The sequence below is a fragment of the Nocardia jiangsuensis genome (genome assembly GCF_042650385.1).
GTDB classification, from domain to species: domain Bacteria; phylum Actinomycetota; class Actinomycetes; order Mycobacteriales; family Mycobacteriaceae; genus Nocardia; species Nocardia jiangsuensis.
Genome location: NZ_JBHSAX010000019.1, coordinates 497948 through 519095 on the forward strand (window position 1 = coordinate 497948; position 21148 = coordinate 519095).

Annotated in this window: 24 protein-coding genes; 13 read left to right on the plus strand and 11 right to left on the minus strand. The window is 71.9% G+C overall.

The window, feature by feature from the left end:
* Positions 1-30: 30 nt before the first annotated feature.
* Complete coding sequence (locus ACFO0B_RS25435; protein WP_378615094.1) at positions 31-660, plus strand: TetR/AcrR family transcriptional regulator; 630 nt, start codon at positions 31-33, stop codon at positions 658-660.
* Between the two features lie 61 nt (positions 661-721).
* On the opposite strand, the gene ACFO0B_RS25440 is transcribed toward ACFO0B_RS25435, so the two are convergent.
* The 4 genes from ACFO0B_RS25440 to ACFO0B_RS25455 form a co-directional block, all read right to left on the minus strand.
* Positions 722-1354 (minus strand): ANTAR domain-containing protein, encoded by a 633-nt coding sequence (locus ACFO0B_RS25440; protein ID WP_378615095.1) that lies wholly within the window; start codon positions 1352-1354, stop codon positions 722-724.
* A gap of 318 nt (positions 1355-1672) precedes the next feature.
* A complete protein-coding gene (locus ACFO0B_RS25445; protein WP_378615096.1) occupies positions 1673-2275 on the minus strand; it encodes a hypothetical protein in 603 nt (200 codons plus the stop codon).
* Positions 2272-3618 (minus strand): cytochrome P450, encoded by a 1347-nt coding sequence (locus ACFO0B_RS25450; protein WP_378615097.1) that lies wholly within the window; start codon positions 3616-3618, stop codon positions 2272-2274. The genes ACFO0B_RS25445 and ACFO0B_RS25450 overlap by 4 nt, the downstream gene beginning before the upstream one ends.
* Before the next feature lie 26 nt (positions 3619-3644).
* Positions 3645-4811 carry a spirocyclase AveC family protein gene (locus ACFO0B_RS25455; RefSeq protein ID WP_378615098.1) on the minus strand — a complete coding sequence of 389 codons (1167 nt, stop codon included), beginning with the start codon at positions 4809-4811 and terminating at the stop codon, positions 3645-3647.
* A 316-nt stretch (positions 4812-5127) separates the two neighbouring features.
* Between ACFO0B_RS25455 and ACFO0B_RS25460 the strand changes: the two genes are divergently transcribed.
* A complete protein-coding gene (locus tag ACFO0B_RS25460; protein WP_378615099.1) occupies positions 5128-5715 on the plus strand; it encodes a hypothetical protein in 588 nt (195 codons plus the stop codon).
* 323 nt (positions 5716-6038) lie between these two features.
* Here ACFO0B_RS25460 and ACFO0B_RS25465 read toward each other — a convergent pair whose 3' ends face one another.
* Positions 6039-6608 (minus strand): MFS transporter, encoded by a 570-nt coding sequence (locus tag ACFO0B_RS25465; protein ID WP_378615100.1) that lies wholly within the window; start codon positions 6606-6608, stop codon positions 6039-6041.
* Positions 6575-6934, minus strand: coding sequence for an Rv2640c family ArsR-like transcriptional regulator (locus tag ACFO0B_RS25470; protein WP_378615101.1), 360 nt, complete (start codon positions 6932-6934; stop codon positions 6575-6577). Before ACFO0B_RS25470 ends, ACFO0B_RS25465 begins: the two co-directional genes overlap by 34 nt.
* 105 nt (positions 6935-7039) lie before the next feature.
* On the opposite strand from ACFO0B_RS25470, the gene ACFO0B_RS25475 reads away from it, so the two are divergent.
* A complete protein-coding gene (locus tag ACFO0B_RS25475) occupies positions 7040-7507 on the plus strand; it encodes an ArsI/CadI family heavy metal resistance metalloenzyme (protein WP_378615102.1) in 468 nt (155 codons plus the stop codon).
* Positions 7508-7673: 166 nt separating this feature from the next.
* On the opposite strand, the gene ACFO0B_RS25480 is transcribed toward ACFO0B_RS25475, so the two are convergent.
* Positions 7674-8381, minus strand: a complete 708-nt coding sequence (locus ACFO0B_RS25480; protein WP_378615103.1) for a M24 family metallopeptidase — start codon at positions 8379-8381, stop codon at positions 7674-7676.
* A gap of 158 nt (positions 8382-8539) precedes the next feature.
* Between ACFO0B_RS25480 and ACFO0B_RS25485 the strand changes: the two genes are divergently transcribed.
* On the plus strand, positions 8540-8683 hold the full coding sequence (locus ACFO0B_RS25485; protein ID WP_378615104.1) for a hypothetical protein: 144 nt from the start codon (positions 8540-8542) through the stop codon (positions 8681-8683).
* A 13-nt stretch (positions 8684-8696) separates the two neighbouring features.
* Here the strand turns inward: ACFO0B_RS25485 and ACFO0B_RS25490 are convergent, their stop codons facing one another.
* Entirely contained in the window at positions 8697-9086 is a 390-nt protein-coding gene (locus tag ACFO0B_RS25490; RefSeq protein WP_378615105.1) for an ATP-binding protein, read from the minus strand.
* Positions 9087-9278: 192 nt separating this feature from the next.
* Between ACFO0B_RS25490 and ACFO0B_RS25495 the strand changes: the two genes are divergently transcribed.
* The 3 genes from ACFO0B_RS25495 (at position 9279) to ACFO0B_RS25505 (ending at position 11465) form a co-directional block, all read left to right on the plus strand.
* Positions 9279-9725: an ATP-binding protein gene (locus ACFO0B_RS25495; protein WP_378615106.1), complete on the plus strand. Its 447-nt coding sequence runs from the start codon at positions 9279-9281 to the stop codon at positions 9723-9725.
* A 175-nt stretch (positions 9726-9900) separates the two neighbouring features.
* Positions 9901-11121 (plus strand): PP2C family protein-serine/threonine phosphatase, encoded by a 1221-nt coding sequence (locus tag ACFO0B_RS25500; RefSeq protein WP_378615107.1) that lies wholly within the window; start codon positions 9901-9903, stop codon positions 11119-11121.
* A complete protein-coding gene (locus ACFO0B_RS25505; protein ID WP_378615108.1) occupies positions 11118-11465 on the plus strand; it encodes an STAS domain-containing protein in 348 nt (115 codons plus the stop codon). Before ACFO0B_RS25500 ends, ACFO0B_RS25505 begins: the two co-directional genes overlap by 4 nt.
* A 64-nt stretch (positions 11466-11529) precedes the next feature.
* Here ACFO0B_RS25505 and ACFO0B_RS25510 read toward each other — a convergent pair whose 3' ends face one another.
* The gene (locus ACFO0B_RS25510) at positions 11530-11742 is read right to left on the minus strand and encodes a hypothetical protein (RefSeq protein WP_378615109.1); all 213 of its coding nucleotides are present in this window, start codon (positions 11740-11742) and stop codon (positions 11530-11532) included.
* A gap of 228 nt (positions 11743-11970) precedes the next feature.
* Positions 11971-12411, minus strand: coding sequence for an Hsp20/alpha crystallin family protein (locus ACFO0B_RS25515; protein ID WP_378615110.1), 441 nt, complete (start codon positions 12409-12411; stop codon positions 11971-11973).
* Between the two features lie 138 nt (positions 12412-12549).
* Here ACFO0B_RS25515 and ACFO0B_RS25520 point away from each other — a divergent pair, with 138 nt between their 5' ends.
* The gene (locus tag ACFO0B_RS25520) at positions 12550-12885 is read left to right on the plus strand and encodes a MerR family transcriptional regulator (RefSeq protein WP_378615111.1); all 336 of its coding nucleotides are present in this window, start codon (positions 12550-12552) and stop codon (positions 12883-12885) included.
* Between the two features lie 203 nt (positions 12886-13088).
* Positions 13089-14336 (plus strand): PucR family transcriptional regulator, encoded by a 1248-nt coding sequence (locus ACFO0B_RS25525; protein ID WP_378615112.1) that lies wholly within the window; start codon positions 13089-13091, stop codon positions 14334-14336.
* 240 nt (positions 14337-14576) lie between these two features.
* Here ACFO0B_RS25525 and ACFO0B_RS25530 read toward each other — a convergent pair whose 3' ends face one another.
* Entirely contained in the window at positions 14577-15932 is a 1356-nt protein-coding gene (locus tag ACFO0B_RS25530) for a lipase family protein (RefSeq protein WP_378615113.1), read from the minus strand.
* Between the two features lie 694 nt (positions 15933-16626).
* On the opposite strand from ACFO0B_RS25530, the gene ACFO0B_RS25535 reads away from it, so the two are divergent.
* Genes ACFO0B_RS25535 through ACFO0B_RS25550 form a run of 4 tightly spaced genes read left to right on the plus strand, consistent with a single transcriptional unit; the run spans position 16627 to position 21147 of the window.
* A complete protein-coding gene (locus ACFO0B_RS25535) occupies positions 16627-18954 on the plus strand; it encodes a hypothetical protein (RefSeq protein ID WP_378615114.1) in 2328 nt (775 codons plus the stop codon).
* Positions 18951-19754, plus strand: a complete 804-nt coding sequence (locus ACFO0B_RS25540; RefSeq protein WP_378615115.1) for an MBL fold metallo-hydrolase — start codon at positions 18951-18953, stop codon at positions 19752-19754. Before ACFO0B_RS25535 ends, ACFO0B_RS25540 begins: the two co-directional genes overlap by 4 nt.
* Positions 19754-20182: an aspartate 1-decarboxylase gene (gene panD / locus ACFO0B_RS25545; RefSeq protein ID WP_378615314.1), complete on the plus strand. Its 429-nt coding sequence runs from the start codon at positions 19754-19756 to the stop codon at positions 20180-20182. Before ACFO0B_RS25540 ends, panD begins: the two co-directional genes overlap by 1 nt.
* Positions 20179-21147, plus strand: coding sequence for a hypothetical protein (locus ACFO0B_RS25550; protein WP_378615116.1), 969 nt, complete (start codon positions 20179-20181; stop codon positions 21145-21147). Before panD ends, ACFO0B_RS25550 begins: the two co-directional genes overlap by 4 nt.
* Position 21148 lies beyond the last annotated feature (1 nt).

Below are 21148 nucleotides of genomic sequence, written 5' to 3' on the forward strand. Positions count from 1 at the left end.
TGCCGGACCCATAGTGACAGAATGTTCACTATGACGCGACAGTCGGTGGACAGGCCCCGTCGGGGACATCCCGACGACACCCGCGACCGTCTGGTGCGCGCCGCGGCCGAGACGTTCGATACCTACGGCTACGCCGGTACCGATGTGCGGCGAATCGTGGCCGCTGCGGGGTACGCCACCGGGACGTTCTACCGCCACTTCCCGCACAAGGGCGCCGCACTGCTCGCCGCCTACGAAGCCTGGGTGGTCGCGGAGTGGGAGGCGCTCGGCGCGGCGATTCTCGCGCCGGGCAGCGCTCGCGAGCGCGCAGAACGAATCATCGACATCAGCATCGATCTGCACGCACGCTGGCGCGGACTGCGCGAGGCGCTGGTCGGCTACCGGTCAATCGACGAGAACGCCACCCTGGCCTACCGCGAACTCCAGCGCCGCCAGGTCGCCACCCTGGCCCGGCTGCGCGAACAGGTCAGCCCCGGCACGGTTCGGCCCCCGGAGGCCGACGTGCTGCTGGTCATGCTCATCGAACGAGCGGCCGAGGCCATGGCCGCCGGCGAGCCTGCCGAGCTCGGCCTGCGGTGGGACACGATGCGCGCGCTCCTGGTCGGAGCCGTCGCCGACGCCCTCGGCGACGATGACCGCGGATCCGGTGGCTGCCCGTAGGTGCGGATCCCGGAACCCGCGGCCGGTCGAGTGCGCCCGCCCGACGAGTCGCTGATCCGGCTCAACCGGGGCCGGCGTCGCGCGCGGTCAGCAGCAGGTCGTCGAAGCGGGATCGCAGGGCGGTCGGGGCGGGGCTCCGCCCGCTGACCGCGGCGCAGAGCCGGGCCGCGAGCTGCTCGACCGGCACGCCGGTCTCGGCCGCCCGCCAGGCGAGGATCTCGCGCGCCCGGTCCGCGGGGATGGCGTAGACGAGCAGCAGCATGCCGACGGCCTGCTCGACGACGGCGCGGTCGGCCCGGAATCGGGTCACCGACTCGTCGACCGTCGCCATGCCGTCGGCGCGGAGGGCGGCGGTGAGGTCGGCGTAGCAGCCGTCGACTCCGTCGGGGGCCTGCTCGCCGATCACGATCAGCGTGCGCGTGCCCCGCTTCGCGCCGAGAACGCGCAGCCGCAGGCAGAAGCGCTCCGGCGCGGCGAGGGCCAGGGTGAGCGGCTCCCGGTCGTCCGGGTGCACGCGGGCGAGCGCGGCGTTCGCCGCCATCTGCTCGATCTCCGCGGGGAGGCCGAGCGGCGCTGCCGCCTGCGCGGACCACCACACCATCCGGGAGCCCGGGCGGTAGGAGAAGCGTCCCGCGCGCAGTGATCCCGCCGCGGTGCGCTCGCCGTCCGCCTCGATGCGAGCGGTGGGGGTCACCCCGCGCTCCGGTGCTGGTCGGAAACTTTCCATACTGGGAAAATCGGCGTCGGCCTGCGGGCCATTTCCGAATTCCGGCGTGAGGAGAATCGCGGGCGCTGCGACGTTTGGGCGATTCGGCCGTTTCCGTGGGCTCGATTTCGCCCGGATTCCGGCCCGGAGCGGCGGCGATGCGGCTGTCGCCCGGGGGTGGGTGCGGGTGCTGAGCGGGCCGGTCAGGGGTGCGATGCCGAACGTCTCACCGGCGCTACCGAACCGGGGATGTGGTCATCGGCACGGTGACGTTCGACGGGAGGCGCCGGTTCGGGAACCGCGAAATCACCCGGGTGCGGGCCCGGTGAAGGTGAGGCCGAGGGAGCGGGGGAGGCCGCGGTGGCGCCCGCGCCGGTTCGACCAGAACGTCTCGGCGGTCGAGGCGGGCTCGTCCAGCGCCGCCGCTCGCAGGGCGTGCTGCTTGAAGGCGGTGCCCGCGAGGCTGAGGGGGTGCTGCGCGCGGTGCAGTCCCGTGTGGTTCGTCGTCCACAGGACCGTCGGCGGCGCGTTGAGCGCCATCGCGGGCCAGACGTCGGCGAGGACGAGCACGTGCGGGTTGACCTCGTGCAGCAGCGGGGCCGGGTCGGAGCCGGGGTTCATGACGATCGCGCCGAGGAGTTCGAGGCCGCGGAGCCCGCGCGGATCCGGGGTCGCGACGATCACCTCCCACCCCGCCGCACAGGCGTCGAAGAGCAGGCCACCGGAGTACCGGATCGCCTCCGCGGCGGTTCCGGCGGCCACCAGCAGGCGGTAGCGCAGGCTGGACTCGCGCAGGTGCGCGCGCCAGCGCTGCCGCGAGTACACGCCGAAGGTGCCGCCGCGATCGCGGAACCCCTCCTCGGCGAGCCGCAGGTGCCTGCCCGCGCGTTCGATGTCGGGCACGGTCATGCGCCGCTCCCGGTGATCGGCGCCGCGAGGTTCTGCTCGCGCACCGCGCGCTGCAGCTGCTCGAGGGTGTCCGCGAGGCCCGGCCCGAGCCGGGGGCCGGGGGTGAAGGTGGCGGGCAGTTTGCGCATGCCCTGGATGATTCCGATGGTCTCGTAGTGCACGGCCCCGGCGGGATCGCAGGCGTAGTCCGGCATCCGGTCGAGCACCGCGAGCAGCATCCGCTTGAAGATCAGGCGGGCGACGTTGGAGCCGATGCAGCGGTGGATGCCGAGCCCGAAACTCAGGTGCCGGTTCGCCTTCCGGTCGAGGACGACGGTGTCGGGGTCGGGGAAGACCGCGGCGTCGCGGTTGGCCATGGCCCAGGAGAGCCAGAGCCGTTCGCCTTCGCGCAGGGTCCGGCCCGCCACGTCGTGATCGGCGGAGACGGTGCGGCCGTCGCCCGGCGCCGGGGTGAAGTAGCGCAGGAACTCCTCGGTGGCGGGGTCGAGCAGCGTGTCGCGGTCCCTGCTGAGGACGGTTCGCTGGCCGGGGTTGTCCGACAGCCACTCGAGGGAGTGGGCGGTCAGCGCCGTCGTGGTGTCGAAGCCGCCGCCGATGAGCAGCCCGAGGATCCCGAGCAGGTCGAGCTCCTCGGGCGGTTCGCCGTCGATCCGCATCCGGGCGAGCGCGTCGATGATGCCGGGGCGCGGGTTCTCCCGGATCTCGTGCAGGTTGGCCAGCAGGTCCATGCCCATCGCCATGTTCAGCTCCTGAACGCGGTCGATGTCGGGGGAGTCCGGCGGGGTGTAGACCGAGGCGTGCGCGGGCTCGCTGTAGACGGCCCACTTGTGCAGCGGCACACCGAGCATGGCGAGGGTGAGCACGGCGGGCACGATATTGGCCAGGTCGTCGACGAAGTCGATGTGGCCGGTCTCGATCCGCTCGTCCAGGCAGGCGCGGACCAGGTCGTCGACGAAGGGCTGCCAGCGCCGCACGGCACTGGGCGAGAGATACGGGTTCAGCACCGCGCGGAACACCCGGTGCTCGGGGTCGTCCATCTCGATGATGCCGTTGCGCATCGGCAGGTAGGTCTTGCCGGAGGGGATGGTGATGCCCTGGTAACCGCGGCGCTCGTTCTTGTAGTCGCGGTCGCTGGAGACGTGCGGGCAGCGGGCCAGCTCGAAGACCTCCCTGTGGCCGGCGGCGACCCAGTGGCCGCCGTGGGTCTCGGTCCAGGCCAGGGGGCAGCGGGCGTGCATTTCCCTGGTGATCGTCTCGAACTCGCCGCGGTACTGCGGGGTGTGCCGGTCGAAGTGGTAGTCGGGGGTGGGCCGGGGTGCGGCCGTCGCGGGCTGGGGGTTCATGGTGGAGTCCTCTCGTGCCGCCCGGCTCAGCGGTCCTTGAACGGCACCGGCTCGGGCACCGTCACCCCTTCGGGCATGATGAGCTCGCCCTCGTTGTTGATGTAGCCGGAGCCCTTGCGCGGCATCGGCAGGGCCGGGTCCGGGCAGGGCATGTCCGAGCCCGCGCCGCAGATGCCGCCGTTGAAGTAGGAGCGCTCGAGCACGTCCTCGGGCCAGGGGTCGGCGTGCATGCCGAACCACTGCGCGGGCAGGTTGTAGAAGGCGAAGAAGATCACGCTGACCGCGGCGAAGATCGCCAGGAAGCGGGTGGCCTGCTGCTTGGCGAAGCCGCCGCCGACCCGGTCCAGCCCGCGCTCGGCGATGGTGCGGCCCCGGTCGTCGGTGAAGTAGTACAGGCAGCAGAGCCCCGTCTGCACCCCGCCCCACATCAGCCCCTCGTAGACCGGCCACTGGTAGTAGGTGCCCGCGTTGATCGAGAGTGCCTGGATGGAGCCGGGGAAGCTGTAGAGCCCCATCGGCATGAGGACGAGGCCCTCCATGACGAAGTCGAAGACGAAGGCGATCACCGCGGTCACCCCGATCAGCCGCAGATTGCTCATCCCCGGCCAGCGCGCTTTGACCTTGCGCATCACCCAGCAGCCCGCGATGGTGCAGAGCAGCACGCCGTAGGCGTAGCCGGGCGCGTTCATCAGCAGTGGCTCGGCGACCTGGCGGCCCGGCTCCTCCGGTGAGACCCAGCCCGGGATGTGCGAGGACCACGAGCCGCGGTTCCACATCCAGGTGTTGTAGGTGCACCAGGTGTTGAAGTAGTTGAGCAGCGGGTCCTGGAAGAACATCAGCCCCATGGCGCCGATGAGCATGCCGTCCAGGGTGATCCGGCGTTCGCGGCGCCACGGCCGGACGATGAACCACCAGATGCTGACCGGGAAGAGGACCACGATGCCCGCCGTGTAGACGGTCAGGATCGTCTTCATGGCGGTGGGCGGCTCGGTCGGCCCGGCCGGGACGCGCTCGAAGTAGGGGCCGCTGACCCAGCGGATCCACACGTACAGCTGCAGCAGCAGGATCGCGGCGCCGACCACCGCCCAGATCTGCACGGGTTTGACCGCGGCAGGCTGCTCGCCGCCGAGCGCGGCGGTCTTCGCCGCGGGTTCGGTGACGGTGGCCTTGCCCTTGTCCTCCGGTCCGCTCATCGCGCGCACCCTTTCCTCGACACTTCGGTAACCAATCGTCCATCAAGATACCAGCTAGTATCTCTTCGACGAAGAGGATTCTGTGGCGGGAAGAGCCAAGGGCGGCAGGGAAATCCGGACTCCCTGCCGGGGCCGTTGCCTTCGCCGAACTCGGAATGCTCCTGCTCAACGGGCTGCTCCGCCGGACGGATCGAGCGTGCCCCCGCCGGAACGCGAAGCGGTCACCGGCCGGGTTACGCGCGTAAACTTCGGTCGTACAGTTCGGCTGGGTGCGGCGACGGGCGAGCGGATCGCTCGAGGTGGAAGGGGAGCGCGGGTGAGCACGGTGGAGCATCGGAGCCCGATCCGGGACTGGTGGAGTTACTCGCAGGGGCTCCGGCTGCGGCACCGCCTCGCGGTCCTCGCCCCGGACGCGCGGGACGTCGTCACCCATGCCGGCGGCTGGCTCTTCGACCGGGCGCAGGCGGGCTGGGAGGTGGCGGTGGTGCTGGCCGACGTCGGCGACATCGCGCCGCTGCAGCTGCTGGGCGCGACGGTGCTGGAGCTGGAGGGGCCGCTCTCGGTGCCGGTGCACCACACCTGGCCGGAGCTGCTGATCGTCGCGCCGGAGCTGCTCACCGCCGATGATCGGGTGCGCAGCGGAGTGCAGGAGTGCCTGGAGCGCGACCTGCTCGACATCGTCGTGTGGGATCAGGAGCTGCCCGCGGGGTTCGACCGCTGGTTCGCCGGCGCGCACTGCCATCCCAGCGCCGCCGCCCGCGCCTTCAAAGCCTGCGCGCTCGCGCTCGGCGGGTACTCCGGTGCCGATGCGGCGCCGACCGAGCGATTCCGCGCCGCCAGCGCACGAATCGACGCCGTCGCCGACAGTTTCGCGCTCGACCCGGGCGAGTGCGAAGCCTGTTGACGCGCGCTCGGCCGACCGGGGAGCGCGGCAGCGCCCTGGTCCGCCGCACCGAGGCCCTGCGGCCGAGGCCGAGCGGGAAGACGGCGGCCCAGATGCCGGTGGCGCCCGCAGCCGGGTAGCCGGCCGCTGCCGGATGCCGCCGCCCTCCGGGCGGAGCTCGAGCGATGGGGAGTCGGGGACACCTCGACCGTCGCCGTCCACACTGGTACCACCCCCGCCGCCGCGGCCCTGGCACGGTCCGTGCTCCGCTGGGCCGGGGTGTCGCGGACCCTGTTCCTCGACGGCGGACCGGATCCGAGCCTCCTCGTCGGCTGCCGCGGGATTCAGGCCACCCGGCCCGCGTGCCGCCACGGCAGGAGCAGGGCGCCGGCGAGCAGGACGATCGCGGCGGTGGCGATGGCGGTGCGCGTGCTGGTCGCCGCGGCCAGCACCGCGCCCGCGGCGATGAAGACCGGCTGCACCGTCTTCGCGCTGATCGACCACGCGGTGCCGACCCGGGCCAGGTGATCGTCGTCGGTGTGGTTCATCCGGACGGTGGCGAGAACCGGATTGAACACACCGGCGCAGAACAGCAGCGCCGACTCCGCGACCAGCACCACGATCAGCCCGTCGACTCCGGGCTCGGCGAGCAGCACCAGCCCGAGCCAGCAGCAGCGCAGCGTGCCGAAACCGAACAGCACCCGCGCCGGACCCCAGCGCGTCACCAGGGGCAACGCGCACAGCGAGCCGGCCGGCCCGGCCAGCGTCGGCAGCCCGAGCGCCAGCCCGTACTGCCACGGTGCGAGGCCGAGTTCGCGCAGCATCAGTACCGCGAGCAGGGGAGCGGAGGCCATCAGCGCGCCGCCAGGGAAGGACTGGATCAGCGGCAGCAGTTCGGGTCGAGCACCACGCACAGCGCCGACAGTGCCTCCCGGCGCGCGGCGTGCACGGTGTTCATCCCGCGCCGCTCGGAGGCGATGAGCCCGGCCTTGCGCAGCTGGGTGAGGTGATGCGAGACCGTCGATTCCCCGAGCCCGACCGCGGCCGCGAGCTCGCCGCTGTTTCGTTCCCCGTCCGGATCGCTGAGCAGGATCGACAGCAACCGCACCCGCACCGGATCGGCGATCGCCTTCAACCGCAGCGCGATGGCGAGCGCGGTGTCCGCGTCGACCGGCGCGGCCGCCACCGGGGCGCAGCACACCGGGGCGGTCATGTCGATGACCGGCAGCGTCTTGGGCATGCATGGAATCCTACCCACCTTCTTGACATATGTCGAAGTATCGGCGCAGACTCGGGCTCGCAAGTTCTTCGACATACATCACACAACCTCTGGGAGGTGGCGGTCATGTCCCGCATCCAGCTCGCCCTCGACGTCGACGACCTCGACACCGCGATCGACTTCTACTCCACCCTGTTCGGCACCGGGCCGGCCAAGCGCAAGCCCGGCTACGCCAACTTCGCCATCGAGAACCCGCCGTTGAAACTGGTGCTCCTGGAGAACCGCGGCTCCGGCGGGCGGCTCAACCACCTCGGCGTCGAGGTCGAGACCTCGGAGCAGGTGCATGCCGAGATCGCCCGGCTCTCCGGGGCGGGGCTCTTCACCGAAGAGCAGCGCGCGGCGACCTGCTGCTTCGCCACCCAGGACAAGGTCTGGGTGACCGGCCCGGATACCGAACGCTGGGAGGTCTACACCGTGCTCGCCGACACCGAGCACTTCGGCACCGACGTGCAGGCGGCGTGCTGTGGGACCGGGGCGGAGGCCGCGGGTTCCTGCTGCGGCAGCGATGCGAAGGCCGGCGCCCCCTGCTGCTGACCGCGTATCGGCGGGAAGTCGAGCTCCCGAATCGGCGCTGAACTCGATATCGGCGCAGGACGAATCCGGTCGTGCCGCAGCTGTGCGGATCCTCGCCGCTGACCTGTCCACCGCTGTCGGCCGAGGCAGCCGCCTCGGCCGCGGCGGTGGTCGAGGCGCTCGTCGATCAACTCGGGCGCAGGTCGAGCAGTTGCTCGAAGAACCCGCCGATCCCCCGGTCGCGGTCGGCGAGGTGCACCTCGAGAATCCAGTGGCACTGCTTGCCGGTGGGGTCGAGCCGGCGCAGGGGGGTGTGCGAGCCGGGGGCGATGTAGGAGGTGACCTCGGTGCCGGAGATCTTCTTGTGCGGGAACTCGCCGACCAGATGTCCGGCGATCGGGGCGGAGAACTCCCAGCCGAGTTCGGCGGCGCGCGCGGTGATCCAGGTGTAGAGCTGGTCGCCGGTGATGTCCTGCGTGCGCTCGAAGTGCGCGCGGCCCTCGTGCCACAGCGGCTCGAGGGCGTCGCGCAGCGCGAGCTTGGCCGGGTCGGCGCCGAGGACGTAGGTGCGGCCGAAGTCGGCTTCCCACTCGGCGAAGACGGGGCCGAAGTCGAGGTAGCAGATGTCGTCGGCGGCGATGGTGCGGTCCGGCGGGTCGGCGGAGAACGGCTCCAGGGTGTTGATCCCGGCGCGCACCATGCGCCTGTGCCAGAAGCGGCGGGTGCCGAAGAGCTCGGCGGCCAGGTCGCGCACCGCGTCGCTCACCGCCGACTCGGTGGCTCCCGGTGTGACGATGTCGCGTGCGAGTACCTCGTCGAAGAGCGCGACGGCCTTCGCCTCGGCCTCCAGCAGTGCGGCCACGCGCTCCGACTCGGCGCCTTCGGGAGCTCCCATCCGGGGAACTCTAGCCGGGCGCGAAAGGCGCGCTTTCGCGCCGAGCCGGGGCCGGTCCGCCGCCGGTACCCCTGCTGAGGGCCTGGTTTGTCGTTTCGGCCCGCGGGTAGGCGCATTCGCGAAGGCGCAGCGCCCACATCCCGGAGGAGAACTCACCCATGACTCAGCCCCATGATTCCGACGACGGTGCAGGCGACGCCGAGACCAGGGAAGATCGCATCGTCGATGGCGGATCCGAGGCACCGGGCAACCTGGCGGGCCCCGGTCCCGGCGACGACCAGGACGAGGACCCGGATACCTGAACCGCCCGACGCGCTACCCGAGCGGGTGCGGCCAGGAGAACCCGACCGTCACCGGGTGCCCTGCCCCGGCCGGGTCGTAGGAGCCGCACCCCAGCGCGAAGTCGGTGACCAGAGTGCGCACGATGTGCCAGCCCAGCCCGTTCAGCACCGGCGGCACAGCGGTGTGCGAGCTGATCAGCACCTCGATCTCGATCGCCTCCACCCGGTACTCGAAGCGCAGGCTCGCACCCGGCCCGGCCACCGGGATCAGCGCCGTCGCTATCTCGTGCGCGACCAGCTCCAGGTCGGCGGCGGCGTCGATCGCCAGCCCCAGCCCCAATCCCAGCGATCGAGTCATCGAGCGCAGGATCCCCAGCTGCTCGGGCCGCGCCTCGATCTCCATCGCCACCGTCGAACCCGACACCCGCGCACCTGCCTCCACATCGGAACCGCTCGCGCGTCCTACCCGAACGGTCCGGCCCGAATCTTGCCCCAGCCGAGCCCTCTCTCGTACCCCCGGGGCGGTCGACGACCGCCCCGGCCGGTGTGTGGAGGTCGCGACCGCGGGGTAGCCCTGCTCGTGAGAGCCGGAGACGGCCCGGCCGAAGGAGACGACATGAGCATCGAGGTCGAGCCGTTACGGATCGAGTTCCCCGCAAACCCCGACCAGCTCCCCGGGGTGCGCAGGCGGCTGCGCCGGTGGCTGGCCGGGATGATCGATGATTCCCAGCGCGCCTACGACCTGCTGCTGGCCGCCGGGGAGGCCTGCGCGAACGCGATCGAGCACGGCCACGCCGGCGACCGCAGGCCGATCCGGCTCGAGGCGATCGTGGCTCGCGGGGCGGTCCTGGTCGGCATCTCCGACCACGGGCACTGGGTCACCCGCCCGGCCGCGCCGGACGACGACCGCGGCCGCACCGAATCCCTGCGCGGCCGCGGTCTGCAGATGATCAGGGCCCTGGTGCCCGAGAGCCGCGTCACCGTGCTCGACTCGGGGACCACGGTGACCCTGAGTATGCCGCTCGATTCCGACAGCGCGGCGGAACGCGACCGGGCACGGTGACCGGACACCTCCGGGAGCCGTCCCCGGAGGTGCGGTCTCGAACGGGACAGCCCGGTCTCGACGCGCCACGCGCCGTCGGTTCGGTGCAAGATCGCTGCGACGCGGCCCGGTTCTGCCAGGATGAACGGGTGGACGCCGAGGGACGGATCGCCCCGGGCCGAGCCGCGGCCGGACGATGAGCGCCGCGCCCGGCCGCGGGCCCGAGGATCGTGCCGCCGCCGCGGCTGTGCTCGAGGGCGACGCCGAGGACCTCTACGAGCACGCGCCGTGCGGTTACCTCTCCACCCTGATGGACGGCACGATCGCCCGGATCAACACCACCCTGCTCGAGTGGCTCGGCCGCACCCGCGCGGAGCTGGTCGGGGTCCGCCGGTTCGGTGATCTGCTCACCGTCGGCGGGAGGCTCTACCACGAAACCCACTTCGCGCCGCTGCTGCAGCTGCGGGGCGAGGTGAACGCGATCGCGCTGGAGCTGCGCACCGCCGACGGGCGGCGCCTGCCGGTGCTGGTCACCTCGGTGGTGCGCACCGGCCACGACGGCGCACCCCCGCTGATCCGCACCACCGTGCTCGCGGCGGAGGACCGCAGGGCCTACGAGACCGAGCTGCTGCGCGCGCACCGCGCCTCCGAGGTCGAGCGGGACCGGCTGCACCGGCTCAACCACCTGCTGCAGAGCACGCTGCTGCCCCCGGCGCTGGAGACGGTGCCCGGGCTCGATGCCGCCGCGCACTACCACATCGCCTCGCTGGACGAGGTCGGCGGCGACTTCTACGACCTGTTCCCGCTGGCCGCCGGCCGGTGGGGCTTCTTCCTCGGCGACGTCTGCGGCAAGGGCGCGCTCGCCGCGACCATCACCTCGCGGGTGCGGTACACGCTGCGCTCGGCCGCGGTCTACGCCCCCGACCCCGCCGCGGTGCTCGAGCACCTGAACGGGGTGCTGCTCGAGGCGCACAATCCCGGCGATCCCCGGTTCTGCACCGTGCTCTACGGGCAGCTCGTGCTGTCCGGCGACGGGGTCGAGATCACGATTGCCTCCGGCGGCCATCCGGCGCCGATCCTGTTGCGCGGCAACGGTTCCGCTGCGTACCTGCCGACCGAGGGCGGGCAGCTGATCGGGGTGCTTGCCGGTGTCGGGATCGTCACGACCACCGTGACGCTGTGCCCCGGCGACACCGTGCTGCTCTACACCGACGGGCTCACCGAGGCCCGCACCGGCACCGGCGGTCTCTTCGGGGAACAGGCGCTGCTGAGCCTGGCCGAGACCCTCGCGCCGGTCTCCGCGACCGACGTGGTGGCCGGGCTGGCCGATCTGCTGCACACCCTCGGGTCCGGTGTCACCGACGACACCGCGCTGCTGGCGCTGCACCTTCCCGGCGCCGGTGCGGAGCAGCCGTGAGCGCGCACCTCGCCGTGCACACCCGCACCGACGACGAGGGTCCCGTCGTGGAACTCGCCGGCGAACTCGACTTCGCCGGAGCGCCGCAGGTGCTCGCGCTCCTGTCCGGCCTGTCGCTGAACGCGGGCGAAGTGCTCGTGCTGGATCTGCGGGCGGTGACCTTCTGCGATTCCCGCGGCATCACCGTGCTCATCGCCGCGCACCACCGCGCCGGAGCGGCGGGGGCGACCCTCACCCTGGTCGCGGTACCCGCCGACATCGGGCGCACGCTGCGGCTGCTCGGCGTCGATCAGCTCTTCCGCACCGCCGATACCGTCGCGGCGGCTCGCGGTCCGCGGGGGTGAGAACGCCGATCCGCCCGCCTCGGCGCAGGCCTCGGGCGAGCGGATCAGCGACGCGGGGCGGAATTCAGTAGGCGAGCAGGTCGAGGTCGTCCTGGGCGGGCAGAATCCAGGCCTGGTCGATTCGATCGGCGAGGTCGGCGCTGTCGAACGCCGCGCGCAGGCGATCGGTCGGCGGCGAGAGCGCGGCCGGGTCGAGACCGGTGTCGTGGTCGTCGGGGTGGGCGAGGAAGTGCTGGTCGGCGCGATCGAGGTCGCTGCCCGCCGGGGTCGAGAGCATGGCTCACTCCTTCCTGGACAGGGGAATCGGTGCGCGCGGGGCGCCGGGGCGGGGGCGGGGCGGGCCCGTGACCGCCGGGCCCGCCCCGGAAGGGAAGAGTCGCGGAAAACGATTGATTCGAACGTTCGTCGCGTACCGGGCATCACCTGCCTTCCACTCGAATCGTCCGTGCGCGGAATCCCCGCAAGGCTCCGGGCGGGGATTCCGCGCGGCGGGTGTCACCACCGGTCAGGAGCCGGCCAGTGCCTTGGCGTCGTTCTCGCCGCGGATGATCTCGATCTTGCGCGGCTTCGCCTTCTCCGCGACCGGGATCGTCAGCCGCAGCACACCGTGCCGGTAGTCGGCGCGGATCCGCTCGGTGTCGAGCCCCTCCCCGAGGAACAGCTGCCGGGAGAACACCCCGCGCGGGCGCTCCGAGGCGATCATCGACCGCCCCTGGTCCAGCTGCGCGCGCTCGGCGCGCACCGTCACCACGTTGCGCTCGACATCCAGATCCAGCGAATCCGGGTCGATGCCGGGCAGATCGAACTCCGCCACGAACTCCTCGCCCTCACGCCAGGCATCCATCGGCATCACCGCCGGACGAGCCGCCGTGCCGAACACCTGCTGCGTGAATCGGTCCAGATCCCGGAACGGATCGGTACGCATCAGCATGGTCGCCACCTCCACTACTCCTTGTCTCACTGTGTGTGGTGCCAGGTAATCTGTGTTCGCTGGCATAGATTTGTTTTAGCACTCTATTGAGATGAGTGCAAGCGTGATGAGAAGATAATCTGGAACAGACCGGAAGGACGGTGAACGGAGACCATGAGCGGTGACGGACCGGTGCACGGACCGGATCGCGCGGTGTACGCGATCTCGGTCGCGGCCGAACTGGCCGGCATCGCGGTCCAGACGCTGCGGCTCTACGAACAGCACGGGTTGATCACCCCGGCGCGCAGCGCGGGCGGCACCCGCCGCTACAGCGGCGCCGATCTGGCCCGGCTCGAGCGGATCTCCGAGCTGAGCAAGCAGGGGGTCAACCTCGCGGGGATCGGGCGCATCCTCGACCTCGAGGACGACAACGCCGCGCTCGCCGCCGAGCGGGACCAGTTGCGCGCCGATGCCGCCGAGCCGGAGCCGGACGGCCGCATCGCCGGGTAGGGCGGGCGCTACCGGTGCGCGACCGCGATGCGGCCCACGGCCCCGATTACCGGACAGTAACATGTAGTACTGTCTGGCGGGTAACGACGTTATCCGTCACGCGATGGGGCGTCCCGCATCCGGTGCCGCACCGAGTCCGGTTCGGCGACAGGCGAACACCGCGTCGTACTCGCCGCCGGGGGCCGGGTGGCTCGGAAGGGAACATGGTGGCCGTCGATCGCGCGATCGTTCATGCCTGGCTCGCGGATTTCGCCGAGCGCGTGCGCTCCGAGGCCGAGACCGAGCAGGTGCTGCGGTTCGTGGACCGGGCGATGCTCGAGGAGTTCCCGCGCTTCGCCGCCGACCCGGAGCTGCGCGGCGAGGTGCGTACCAGCGGAAAGGCGCACTGGCTCGGGCTGCTGGTCGGGATCGGGCGGCCGCAGTTCCATATCCGGCCGCCGATCGAGGTGATCGACGGTGCGCGCACGGTGGCGCGCCGGGGATACGACCTGAACGTGCTGCTCAAGACCTATCGGGTCGGGCAGCGCGGGCTGTGGCGCTACATCACCGGCGTGCTCGACCTGCAGATCCGCGATCCGGAGCTGCGCGGGGCGGTGCTGGTGACGTTCTGGGAGCGCAGCAGCCAGTGGCTGGACGGCTGCCTGGACGCGGTGGTCACCGCCTACCTGGAGGAGCGCGAGCAGCGCAGCCGCAGCGCGGAGGAGCAGCGCGCCGCGACCGTGCATGCGCTGCTGCGCGGCGACGCCACCGCGGCCGAGCTGACGCCGGAGCGGCTCGGGCACATCGTGGAGTACCAGCAGACCGCGCTCACGCTCTGGGCCGAGCACAGCATGGCGTCGCCGGTGGCGGCTCGGGTGCTGGCCCGGCTGGCCGCCGACACCGCCGCCGCGCTCGGCGGCCCGCCCCCGCTCACGCTGCCGAGCGGCACGCACGGGCTGTGGGCCTGGGTGGCGACCCCGGAGCCCGCGGACGTCGCGCTGATCCCGGCGCCGCCGGTGCCGGGCACCCGGATGGCGGTGGGCACCCCGTGGCCGGGGGTGCACGGGTTCCGGCGCAGCCATCGCGAGGCGCTGGCGGCGCAGCGGCTCGCCGCCGACGGTGCGGCTGCCGGGCCGGTGATCGCCTACCGGGACGTGGATCTGGTGTGCCTGCTCACCGGTGACGGCAGCGTGGAGTCGGCCCGGCTGCTGGTCGAGCGCGAGCTCGGCGGGATCGCGGGCCCCGGTGAACCGGCCGCCCGGCTGCGGGAGACGGTGCGCGAGTTCCTCGCGGGCGGTGGCAATGTCACGACCGCCGCGGAGGTACTCGGGGTGCACACCAACACCGTGCGCTACCGATTGCAGCAGGCCGAACAGAAGCTCGGGCGCCCGATCGACCAGCGCAGGCTGCACCTGGAGTTGGCGCTCGAGGTGCTGGCAGCCTACGGCGACGAACTGCTGCCGACCGGATGAGACTGGAGCCCGCGCACAAAGCGGATGGGTGCCTTTGTGCGGTGGTACCAACTCTGGACCGCCGCCCGGCGGCGGACGGCCCGCCGACCTAGCGTGGGCCGGGTGTGGGTAGCGGGTTCGGCGATGCGGGTGCTTCCCCGCCTCCGCGTGCCGGGCCGTCCGCGCCGGTTTCCGCAGCCGCAGGCCGAGCCACCGTCCCGGAACCCGCTGTGCCGCGGTGCGGGACGGCACGGCAGCGCCCTACCCCCCGCTGTCGACCTCCGCCGCCAGGCTGTTGCCCGGCGCGATCTGCCCGCAGCTGGTCGGCGCGGGCTCCCCGGCGAAGCGGGCGTTCACCCAGGCGAGCGTCTCCAGGGCCCAGATCGGCACCACGGCTCCGTGGCTGAGCAGCGGCAGCTCCCGGTACCGGACCGGCAACCCGGTCGCGCAGTAGCGGTTCAGCAGGGCGCGCACGTCGCCGGCGATCATGATGCCGTCACCATCGCCGAGGCCGGGCCCGCCGGGCGCCGTTCCCTCGAAGATGCCGCCGGTGCCCTGGTGGACGAGCATCGGGATGGTCGGGATCGGCGCGAGCCCCATGTTGATCGCGTTCGCGACCGCGGTGAACTCCGGGATGGAGTTCGGGTCGGCGTACTGCGGAAGCACCATCTGCTGCCAGGTGAGCCCGGGGTACTGCAGGAAGACGTTGATGATCGATGCGTCCCGCAGCCGCGCGAAGACCTGCCTGCCGTAGTCGCTCAGGTACTGCTCGACATCGATGGCGTACGAGCGCGAGATGCCGACCAGCGCCATGCCGACCACGCCGGCCCAGGCCACGCTGCCCGAGGCGTAGCGCAGGGTGTGCGCGGGCACGGCGAGCAGCCCGCCCTGGGCGACCCCGATGAGCTGCGCCGCGATCTCCGGCGCGTACTCCGGGGCGAGGATCGCGGCCCAGTTGCTGGCGATCGCGCCACCGGAGTAGCCCATCAGCGCGGTGCGGGTGCCCGGCGCGATGCCGGTCTCGGGTACCCGGGCGACCGCGCGCAGCGAGTCCAGGGTGTTCATCCCGTACTCCGGGCCCGCGGCGAAGTTGGCCTGCTGCCCCTCGGTGTCCGGCACCACGATGCTGAAACCCTGCGCGAGCAGCAGTGCGAACCCGGTCACCTCGGCGGAGAAGAACAGCCCGCCGACGGCGAGATTGCGCCCGCTACCGGTGAATCCACCGATCTGGATGTCACCGGCGACCGCGCGCGACGGGCTGTCCTCGGGATTGAGCGAATCGTAGGCGGACTGGTACGAGACGACACCCCTGGCCGGGCCCGCCCCGGCTGCCCTGATCACCGAGGTCACATTGGCGACGGCGTTGCCGAGGGCGTCGGTCGAGCGGTACAGCACCTGGATGGCGGTCAGCGGCGTCGGCACCTCGGTGAGGTGGAACGGCACCGTCCGGACGTCGAGGACGGTTCCCGGCGCCAGCGCTGCGAGATCCGTTGGGCCGCTGTAGGAATAGAAGGTGTCGCCGGCCTGCGCGACCGACGGCGTCAGCGCCGTCGCCACCGCCGTCGACAATGCCGCGACGGCGATGCCCGCCGCCCGTGCGACCGCTCGAGTTCTCATACACGTCCTCACATCACACCGATGGGATGACCGGGGTCACACGATCACGCCGCGCGAAACGCGGTGTCCGACGACGTGAGCTAGTGAAACCATCCGGGATCAAATGCCCGCCGACTATGGCACAGAGTGGCGTGCGCCGCAATGAATCCCAGTGATTCTGTACTGGCGAGTAAGTGGTCTACATCACAATTTCGCGCAGGGAACGCCGAGTGCGGCGGGATGGGCGCCTGCGCGCCGAACGCTCTCCGGCGCTGCGGCACATTCTGAAAACGTCAGGACTCACAAGAAGGAGGATCGGTGTCGAGCCGGAGTGGAAACGCCTCGAAGGGCGATCGGTGACCGGCTTACCGTACCCGTCGGTTTTATAGCGCGACCCTCGCAGTGTGACTCGCATCTATCCGATTTCCGCTCACCCCGTCCCGAGCGGGTGGCGTCCGCGCAGGTCGCCCGGAATTCGTGCCCCGTTTGCCCGTCGTATGCGGCTGGGACACAAGTAGCAACCGCTCGCTCTCTTTGTTACGTTGCGGAAGCGCCGACGCGAGACGAGTACCCGAAGGCATCGGCGCCTTCTTCGATTCGACTGTCCCCATTGCCTTTTCGCTCCCGAGCGTGCTGCCGCGTCCGGATGGCGGAGCGGCGCGGTGGGCGACCAAGGAGGCTGCACGTGCGCGACCAGACGGCTTCGATGCCCCGCGTGCCCGACCGTGGGCACGAGAGCGAGAGCGCGAGGCGCAGGCGGCTGGAGTGGATTCGCGCGCAGACCGGCGGCAGCCTGCGCGCACTGGACACCTTCGACCTGGACCCGGCCCGGCTGGTCGGCAATATCGAGAACCTGGTCGGCAGCGTGACCATCCCGGTCGGGCTGGCCGGGCCGCTGCGCTTCCACGGCGAGCACGCGACCGGGTGGATCACCGCGCCCTTCGCCACCACCGAGGGCGCGCTGGTCGCGTCGGCGACGCGGGGCGCGCACGCGGTGTCCCGCGCGGGTGGGGTCAGCACCAGGGTGCTCGGTCAGCGCATGGTTCGCTCGCCGCGGTTCGACCTGGACGACGTGGTGAGCGCGCACCGCTTCGCGGCGTGGGCGCAGGCCAGGCAGGACGAGCTGGGCGCCCAGGTCGCGGAGGTCTCCCGGCACGCGCGGCTGGTCGGGCTGCGCCCCATGCAGATCGGGCGCAGCGTCGACCTGGTCTTCGAGTACGAGACCGGCGACGCCTCCGGGCAGAACATGACGACCGCGTGCACCTGGCGGGCCTGCCTGTGGATCGAGAAGCAGCTGGCCGACGACCCGGAGATCGCGCTGCGCTCGTTCTGCGTCGAGGGCAACACCGCGGGGGACAAGAAGCTCAGCCAGCGCTCGCTGATCAACGGTCGCGGCACCAGGGTGACCGCGGAGTGCCGGATCGACGGCGCCACGCTCGCGCAGGTGCTGAAGGTCGATCAGGCGGCGCTGTGCCGGGCGTATTCGATCAATGTCATCGGCACCGCGCTCGGCGGCGGCATCGCGCCGAACATCAATGTGGCGAATGCGATCGCGGCGCTCTTCGCCGCGACCGGCCAGGACATCGCCTGTGTGCACGAGTCCGGCGCCGGGATCCTCAATATCGAGCCCGACGGCGACGGCGTCTACGCCTCGCTGCTGTTGCCCGCGCTGGCGATCGGCACCGTCGGCGGCGGCACCGGCCTGCCGCAGCAGGCCGACTACCTGGAGATGCTCGGCTGCGTCGGCACCGGCACCGCGGGCAGGCTGGCCGAGATCATCGCCGGGTTCGCGCTCGCGCTCGACCTCTCGACGCTGTCGGCGGTGATCGGCGGCCAGTTCGCGACCGCGCACGAGCGGCTCGGCCGCAACCGCCCGGTCCGCTGGTTCACCGCGCTCGACCTGACCCCGGAGTTCTTCGAGCGCACCCTGACCGGAGACGGCCCGGTGCAGACGGTCAAGGTGATCGGCGACAACACCGCGTCCAGCGTGATCAGCGAGCTGACGCACCGGGTGAGCACCCAGAAACTGGTCGGGGTGCTGCCGGTGGACGTGCACTTCGCCGACGACGCGGCCCCGCTCGAGCTCGTGGTCAAGGCCAAGCCGCTGGACGGCGAGGTGGTGCTGGCCGCGCACCGGCTGGTCTCGCTGGCGGGCGGCAGGCTGGCCGAGGCGTGGTCGCGGGGCAGCGATGCCAGCGGCTTCCTCGGCACCCATATGCGCGAGCTGGAGCTGTACCGGGACCCGGGCCCGCTGGCGGCGATCATGCCGCGCTGCCACGGCATCCACCAGGCGCCGGACCGCGAGGCGTACCTGCTGCTGCTGGAGCGGCTCGGCGACGACGTGCTGCTCAAGGACTCCGCCGACCGCCCGCAGGATTGGCGCCCGGCCCACATCCGCGCCGCGCTCGACGGCATCGCGCCGGTGCACGGGCACTGGCTGAACCGCACCGGCGAGCTCGTCGCGAAGCCCTGGTTCGGCCCGGCGACCGAGACCGGCCGCATGGTCGAGATGGCCGAGCTGTGGCGCGGGCTCTACGAGCACCACCACCGCGAGTACCCGCACCTGGTCGCCGGCGAGTGGCTCGCCGAGACCATCGAGTGGATCGAGACGGTCGCGGAGTGGTGGCCGGAGCTGGAGGCCATGCCGCGCACGCTGGTGCACAACGACTTCAACTCCCGCAATATCGGGCTGCGCCCGGTCGCGGAGCGGTTCGAACTGGTGGCCTACGACTGGGAGCTGGCCTCGGTGCACGTGCCGCAGCGCGACCTGGCCGAGCTGCTCGCCTACGTGCTGACCCCCGCGGCCACCGCCGAGGAGGTCGACGGCCACCTCGAGCACCACAGGCTCGCGGTGCAGCGGGCCGCGGGCGTCGCGCTCGACCCGGTGCGGTGGCGCCGCGGGTACCGGCTGGCGCTGGCCGATTTCACCGTGCGCAGGCTCTCGCTGTACCTGATGGTGCACACCGCGCACCGGCTCTCGTTCCTGGAGCGGGTGGTCGCCACGGTGGCGCGGCTCGGCGAGATCGAGCGGGGCCGCGGATGAAGGTGCACCACCTGGACTGTGGCCCGCTCGCGAGCGGGATCGTCACGCACTGCCTGCTGGTCGAGACCGCCGACGCGCTGGTGCTGGTGGACAGCGGCTTCGGCACCGCCGATCTCGCGGAGCCGGACCGCAGGCTCGGCTGGACCCGGCGGGTGCTGGCGCCGCGGCTCGACCCGGAGCACACCGCGCTGCGGCAGGTCGAGGCGCTGGGGTACGACCCGCGCGACGTCGACCACATCGTGCTGACCCACCTGGACTACGACCACGCCGGCGGAATCGGCGACTTCCCCTCGGCCCGGATCCACGTGCACGGCCCCGAGCTGCGCGCGGCCGCCGCGCCGACCGGCAGCGACCGGTGGCGCTACCGCACCGCGCAGTGGGCGCACGGCCCGCGGTGGTCGATCCACGAGCGCGGCGGGGCCGAGTGGTTCGGCTTCCCCGGCACCGTGGCGCCGAGCGGGCTGCCCCCCGAGCTGCGGGTTGTCCCGCTCTACGGGCACACCGCGGGGCACGTCGGCGTCGCGATCGACACCGGAGACCGGTGGCTGCTGCACGCGGGCGACGCCTTCGTCTCCGAACTCCAGCTCCATCGGCTGCTGCCGGGGCTGCTGGTGGCCGGCGCCGCGTTCGGGGTGCCCGAACCGCGGCTCGCCGCCGCCCGGGTGCGCACGCTGCACCGGCTGGCCGAGCTCACCCGCCTGCCGGGCGGGCCGGTCACCGTGTTCGCCGCGCACGACCCGATCACCTTCGCCCGACTGGCGAACCAACCGGAAGGAGAGCCGTCGTGCGCCGGACTGTGATGCACGCCAAGGTGCACCGCGCCACCGTCACCCAAGCCGACCTGCACTACGTCGGCTCGGTCACCATCGACGCCGAGCTGCTGCGCGCCGCCGACATCCTCGAGGGCGAACAGGTCGACATCGTCGACATCACCAACGGCGCCCGGCTCACCACGTACGTGATCAGCGGCGAGCCCGGGTCGGGGGTGATCGGGATCAACGGCGCGGCCGCCCACCTGGTGCACCCGGGCGACCTGGTGATCGTGATCGCCTACGGCCAGTTCGACCCCGCCGAGCTCGCCGCGCACCGGCCGCGGGTGGTGCACGTCGACGCCGCCAACCGGATCGTCGCGGTCGGGGCCGACCCCGCGCAACCCGTCCCCGGCGCAACGGACCAGATCTCCGGCGCCTTCACCACCGCCGGACAGCGACAAGGAACCCCCTCGTGACCAGCACCGCCATCACCACCGAGTCCCCGTTCGCGCTGCGGCTGCTCGCCTACTCCAACGAGCGCTTCCCCGCCTGGCAGGTGGCGGCGCAGCTGCCCATGTTCCTGGCCGCCTTCCTCTTCGGCCAGGCGATCACCGACCAGGAGCCCGCGTTGCGCGCCGCGACCTGGGCCGGTTTCGCGGCCTTCGTCGCCTACACGCTCATGGTGCGCTGCATCGACGACAACAAGGACGCCGCGCACGACGCCGAGCACTACCCGGAGCGGGTGCTGCAGCGCGGGCTGGTGACCTTCACCCAGCTGCGGGTGATCGCGGTGCTCTGCCTGGTGGTCTCGGTGGCGGTCTCGATCTGGATCGACGGCGGGCTCGGCCGGGTGACGCTGTGGTGGGTCGTCATCTTCGTGACCAACAACCTGGTGCAGTTCGTGCAGGTGAAGTGGGCGGCCATCGGGGCGTGGCTGGAGTCGCGGCGGGTGCTGCTCGCGCTGAGCGTCGTGCCGTTCTGGGGCTTCGGCTCGGTGTGGATCGCGCAGATGGGCGGCGGCGACCGGCTGGTGCCCGCCGCGGTGTGGTGGCTGGTGGCGCTCTGGTGCGTGGCGGCGCTGCTGCTGGAGATCGCGCGCAAGTCCCGCACGCCCGAGGACGACCGGCCGACCGTGGTCGACTACACGAAGGCCGCGGGGTCGTGGACCAGGTCGCTCGGCCTGGCGGGCACGGTCGCGGTGCTGGTGGTGCTCGCCGTGCTGGCCACCGTGCTCGAGGTCGTCGTGCTGCACACCGCGGGTGCGGACAGCCGGTGGGCGGTCGTCGCGCTCGGTGCCACCGCGCTACTCCCGATCGGGGCGGCGGTGCGGTTCCTGCTGAAGCCGGACCGGTTCCGGGTCAAGGACGTCGCGGAGATGTCGGCGGGAATGTGGCTGATCGGGCAGATCGTCTCGGTCGCCGCGCTGCTGGCGGTGATCTGAG

Bases quoted from the DNA above. Each gene is read 5' to 3' on its own strand.
- ACFO0B_RS25475 (WP_378615102.1), top strand. From the start codon at position 7,040: ATGTCCCGCATCCAGCTCGCCCTCGACGTCGACGACCTCGACACCGCG.
- ACFO0B_RS25455 (WP_378615098.1), bottom strand. From the start codon at position 4,811: ATGAGCGGACCGGAGGACAAGGGCAAGGCCACCGTCACCGAACCCGCG.
- ACFO0B_RS25495 (WP_378615106.1), top strand. From the start codon at position 9,279: ATGAGCATCGAGGTCGAGCCGTTACGGATCGAGTTCCCCGCAAACCCC.
- ACFO0B_RS25480 (WP_378615103.1), bottom strand. From the start codon at position 8,381: ATGGGAGCTCCCGAAGGCGCCGAGTCGGAGCGCGTGGCCGCACTGCTG.
- ACFO0B_RS25435 (WP_378615094.1), top strand. From the start codon at position 31: ATGACGCGACAGTCGGTGGACAGGCCCCGTCGGGGACATCCCGACGAC.
- ACFO0B_RS25525 (WP_378615112.1), top strand. From the start codon at position 13,089: ATGGTGGCCGTCGATCGCGCGATCGTTCATGCCTGGCTCGCGGATTTC.
- ACFO0B_RS25530 (WP_378615113.1), bottom strand. From the start codon at position 15,932: ATGAGAACTCGAGCGGTCGCACGGGCGGCGGGCATCGCCGTCGCGGCA.
- ACFO0B_RS25470 (WP_378615101.1), bottom strand. From the start codon at position 6,934: ATGCCCAAGACGCTGCCGGTCATCGACATGACCGCCCCGGTGTGCTGC.
- ACFO0B_RS25485 (WP_378615104.1), top strand. From the start codon at position 8,540: ATGACTCAGCCCCATGATTCCGACGACGGTGCAGGCGACGCCGAGACC.
- ACFO0B_RS25445 (WP_378615096.1), bottom strand. From the start codon at position 2,275: ATGACCGTGCCCGACATCGAACGCGCGGGCAGGCACCTGCGGCTCGCC.
- ACFO0B_RS25450 (WP_378615097.1), bottom strand. From the start codon at position 3,618: ATGAACCCCCAGCCCGCGACGGCCGCACCCCGGCCCACCCCCGACTAC.
- ACFO0B_RS25500 (WP_378615107.1), top strand. From the start codon at position 9,901: ATGAGCGCCGCGCCCGGCCGCGGGCCCGAGGATCGTGCCGCCGCCGCG.
- ACFO0B_RS25540 (WP_378615115.1), top strand. From the start codon at position 18,951: ATGAAGGTGCACCACCTGGACTGTGGCCCGCTCGCGAGCGGGATCGTC.
- ACFO0B_RS25520 (WP_378615111.1), top strand. From the start codon at position 12,550: ATGAGCGGTGACGGACCGGTGCACGGACCGGATCGCGCGGTGTACGCG.
- ACFO0B_RS25510 (WP_378615109.1), bottom strand. From the start codon at position 11,742: ATGCTCTCGACCCCGGCGGGCAGCGACCTCGATCGCGCCGACCAGCAC.
- panD (WP_378615314.1), top strand. From the start codon at position 19,754: ATGCACGCCAAGGTGCACCGCGCCACCGTCACCCAAGCCGACCTGCAC.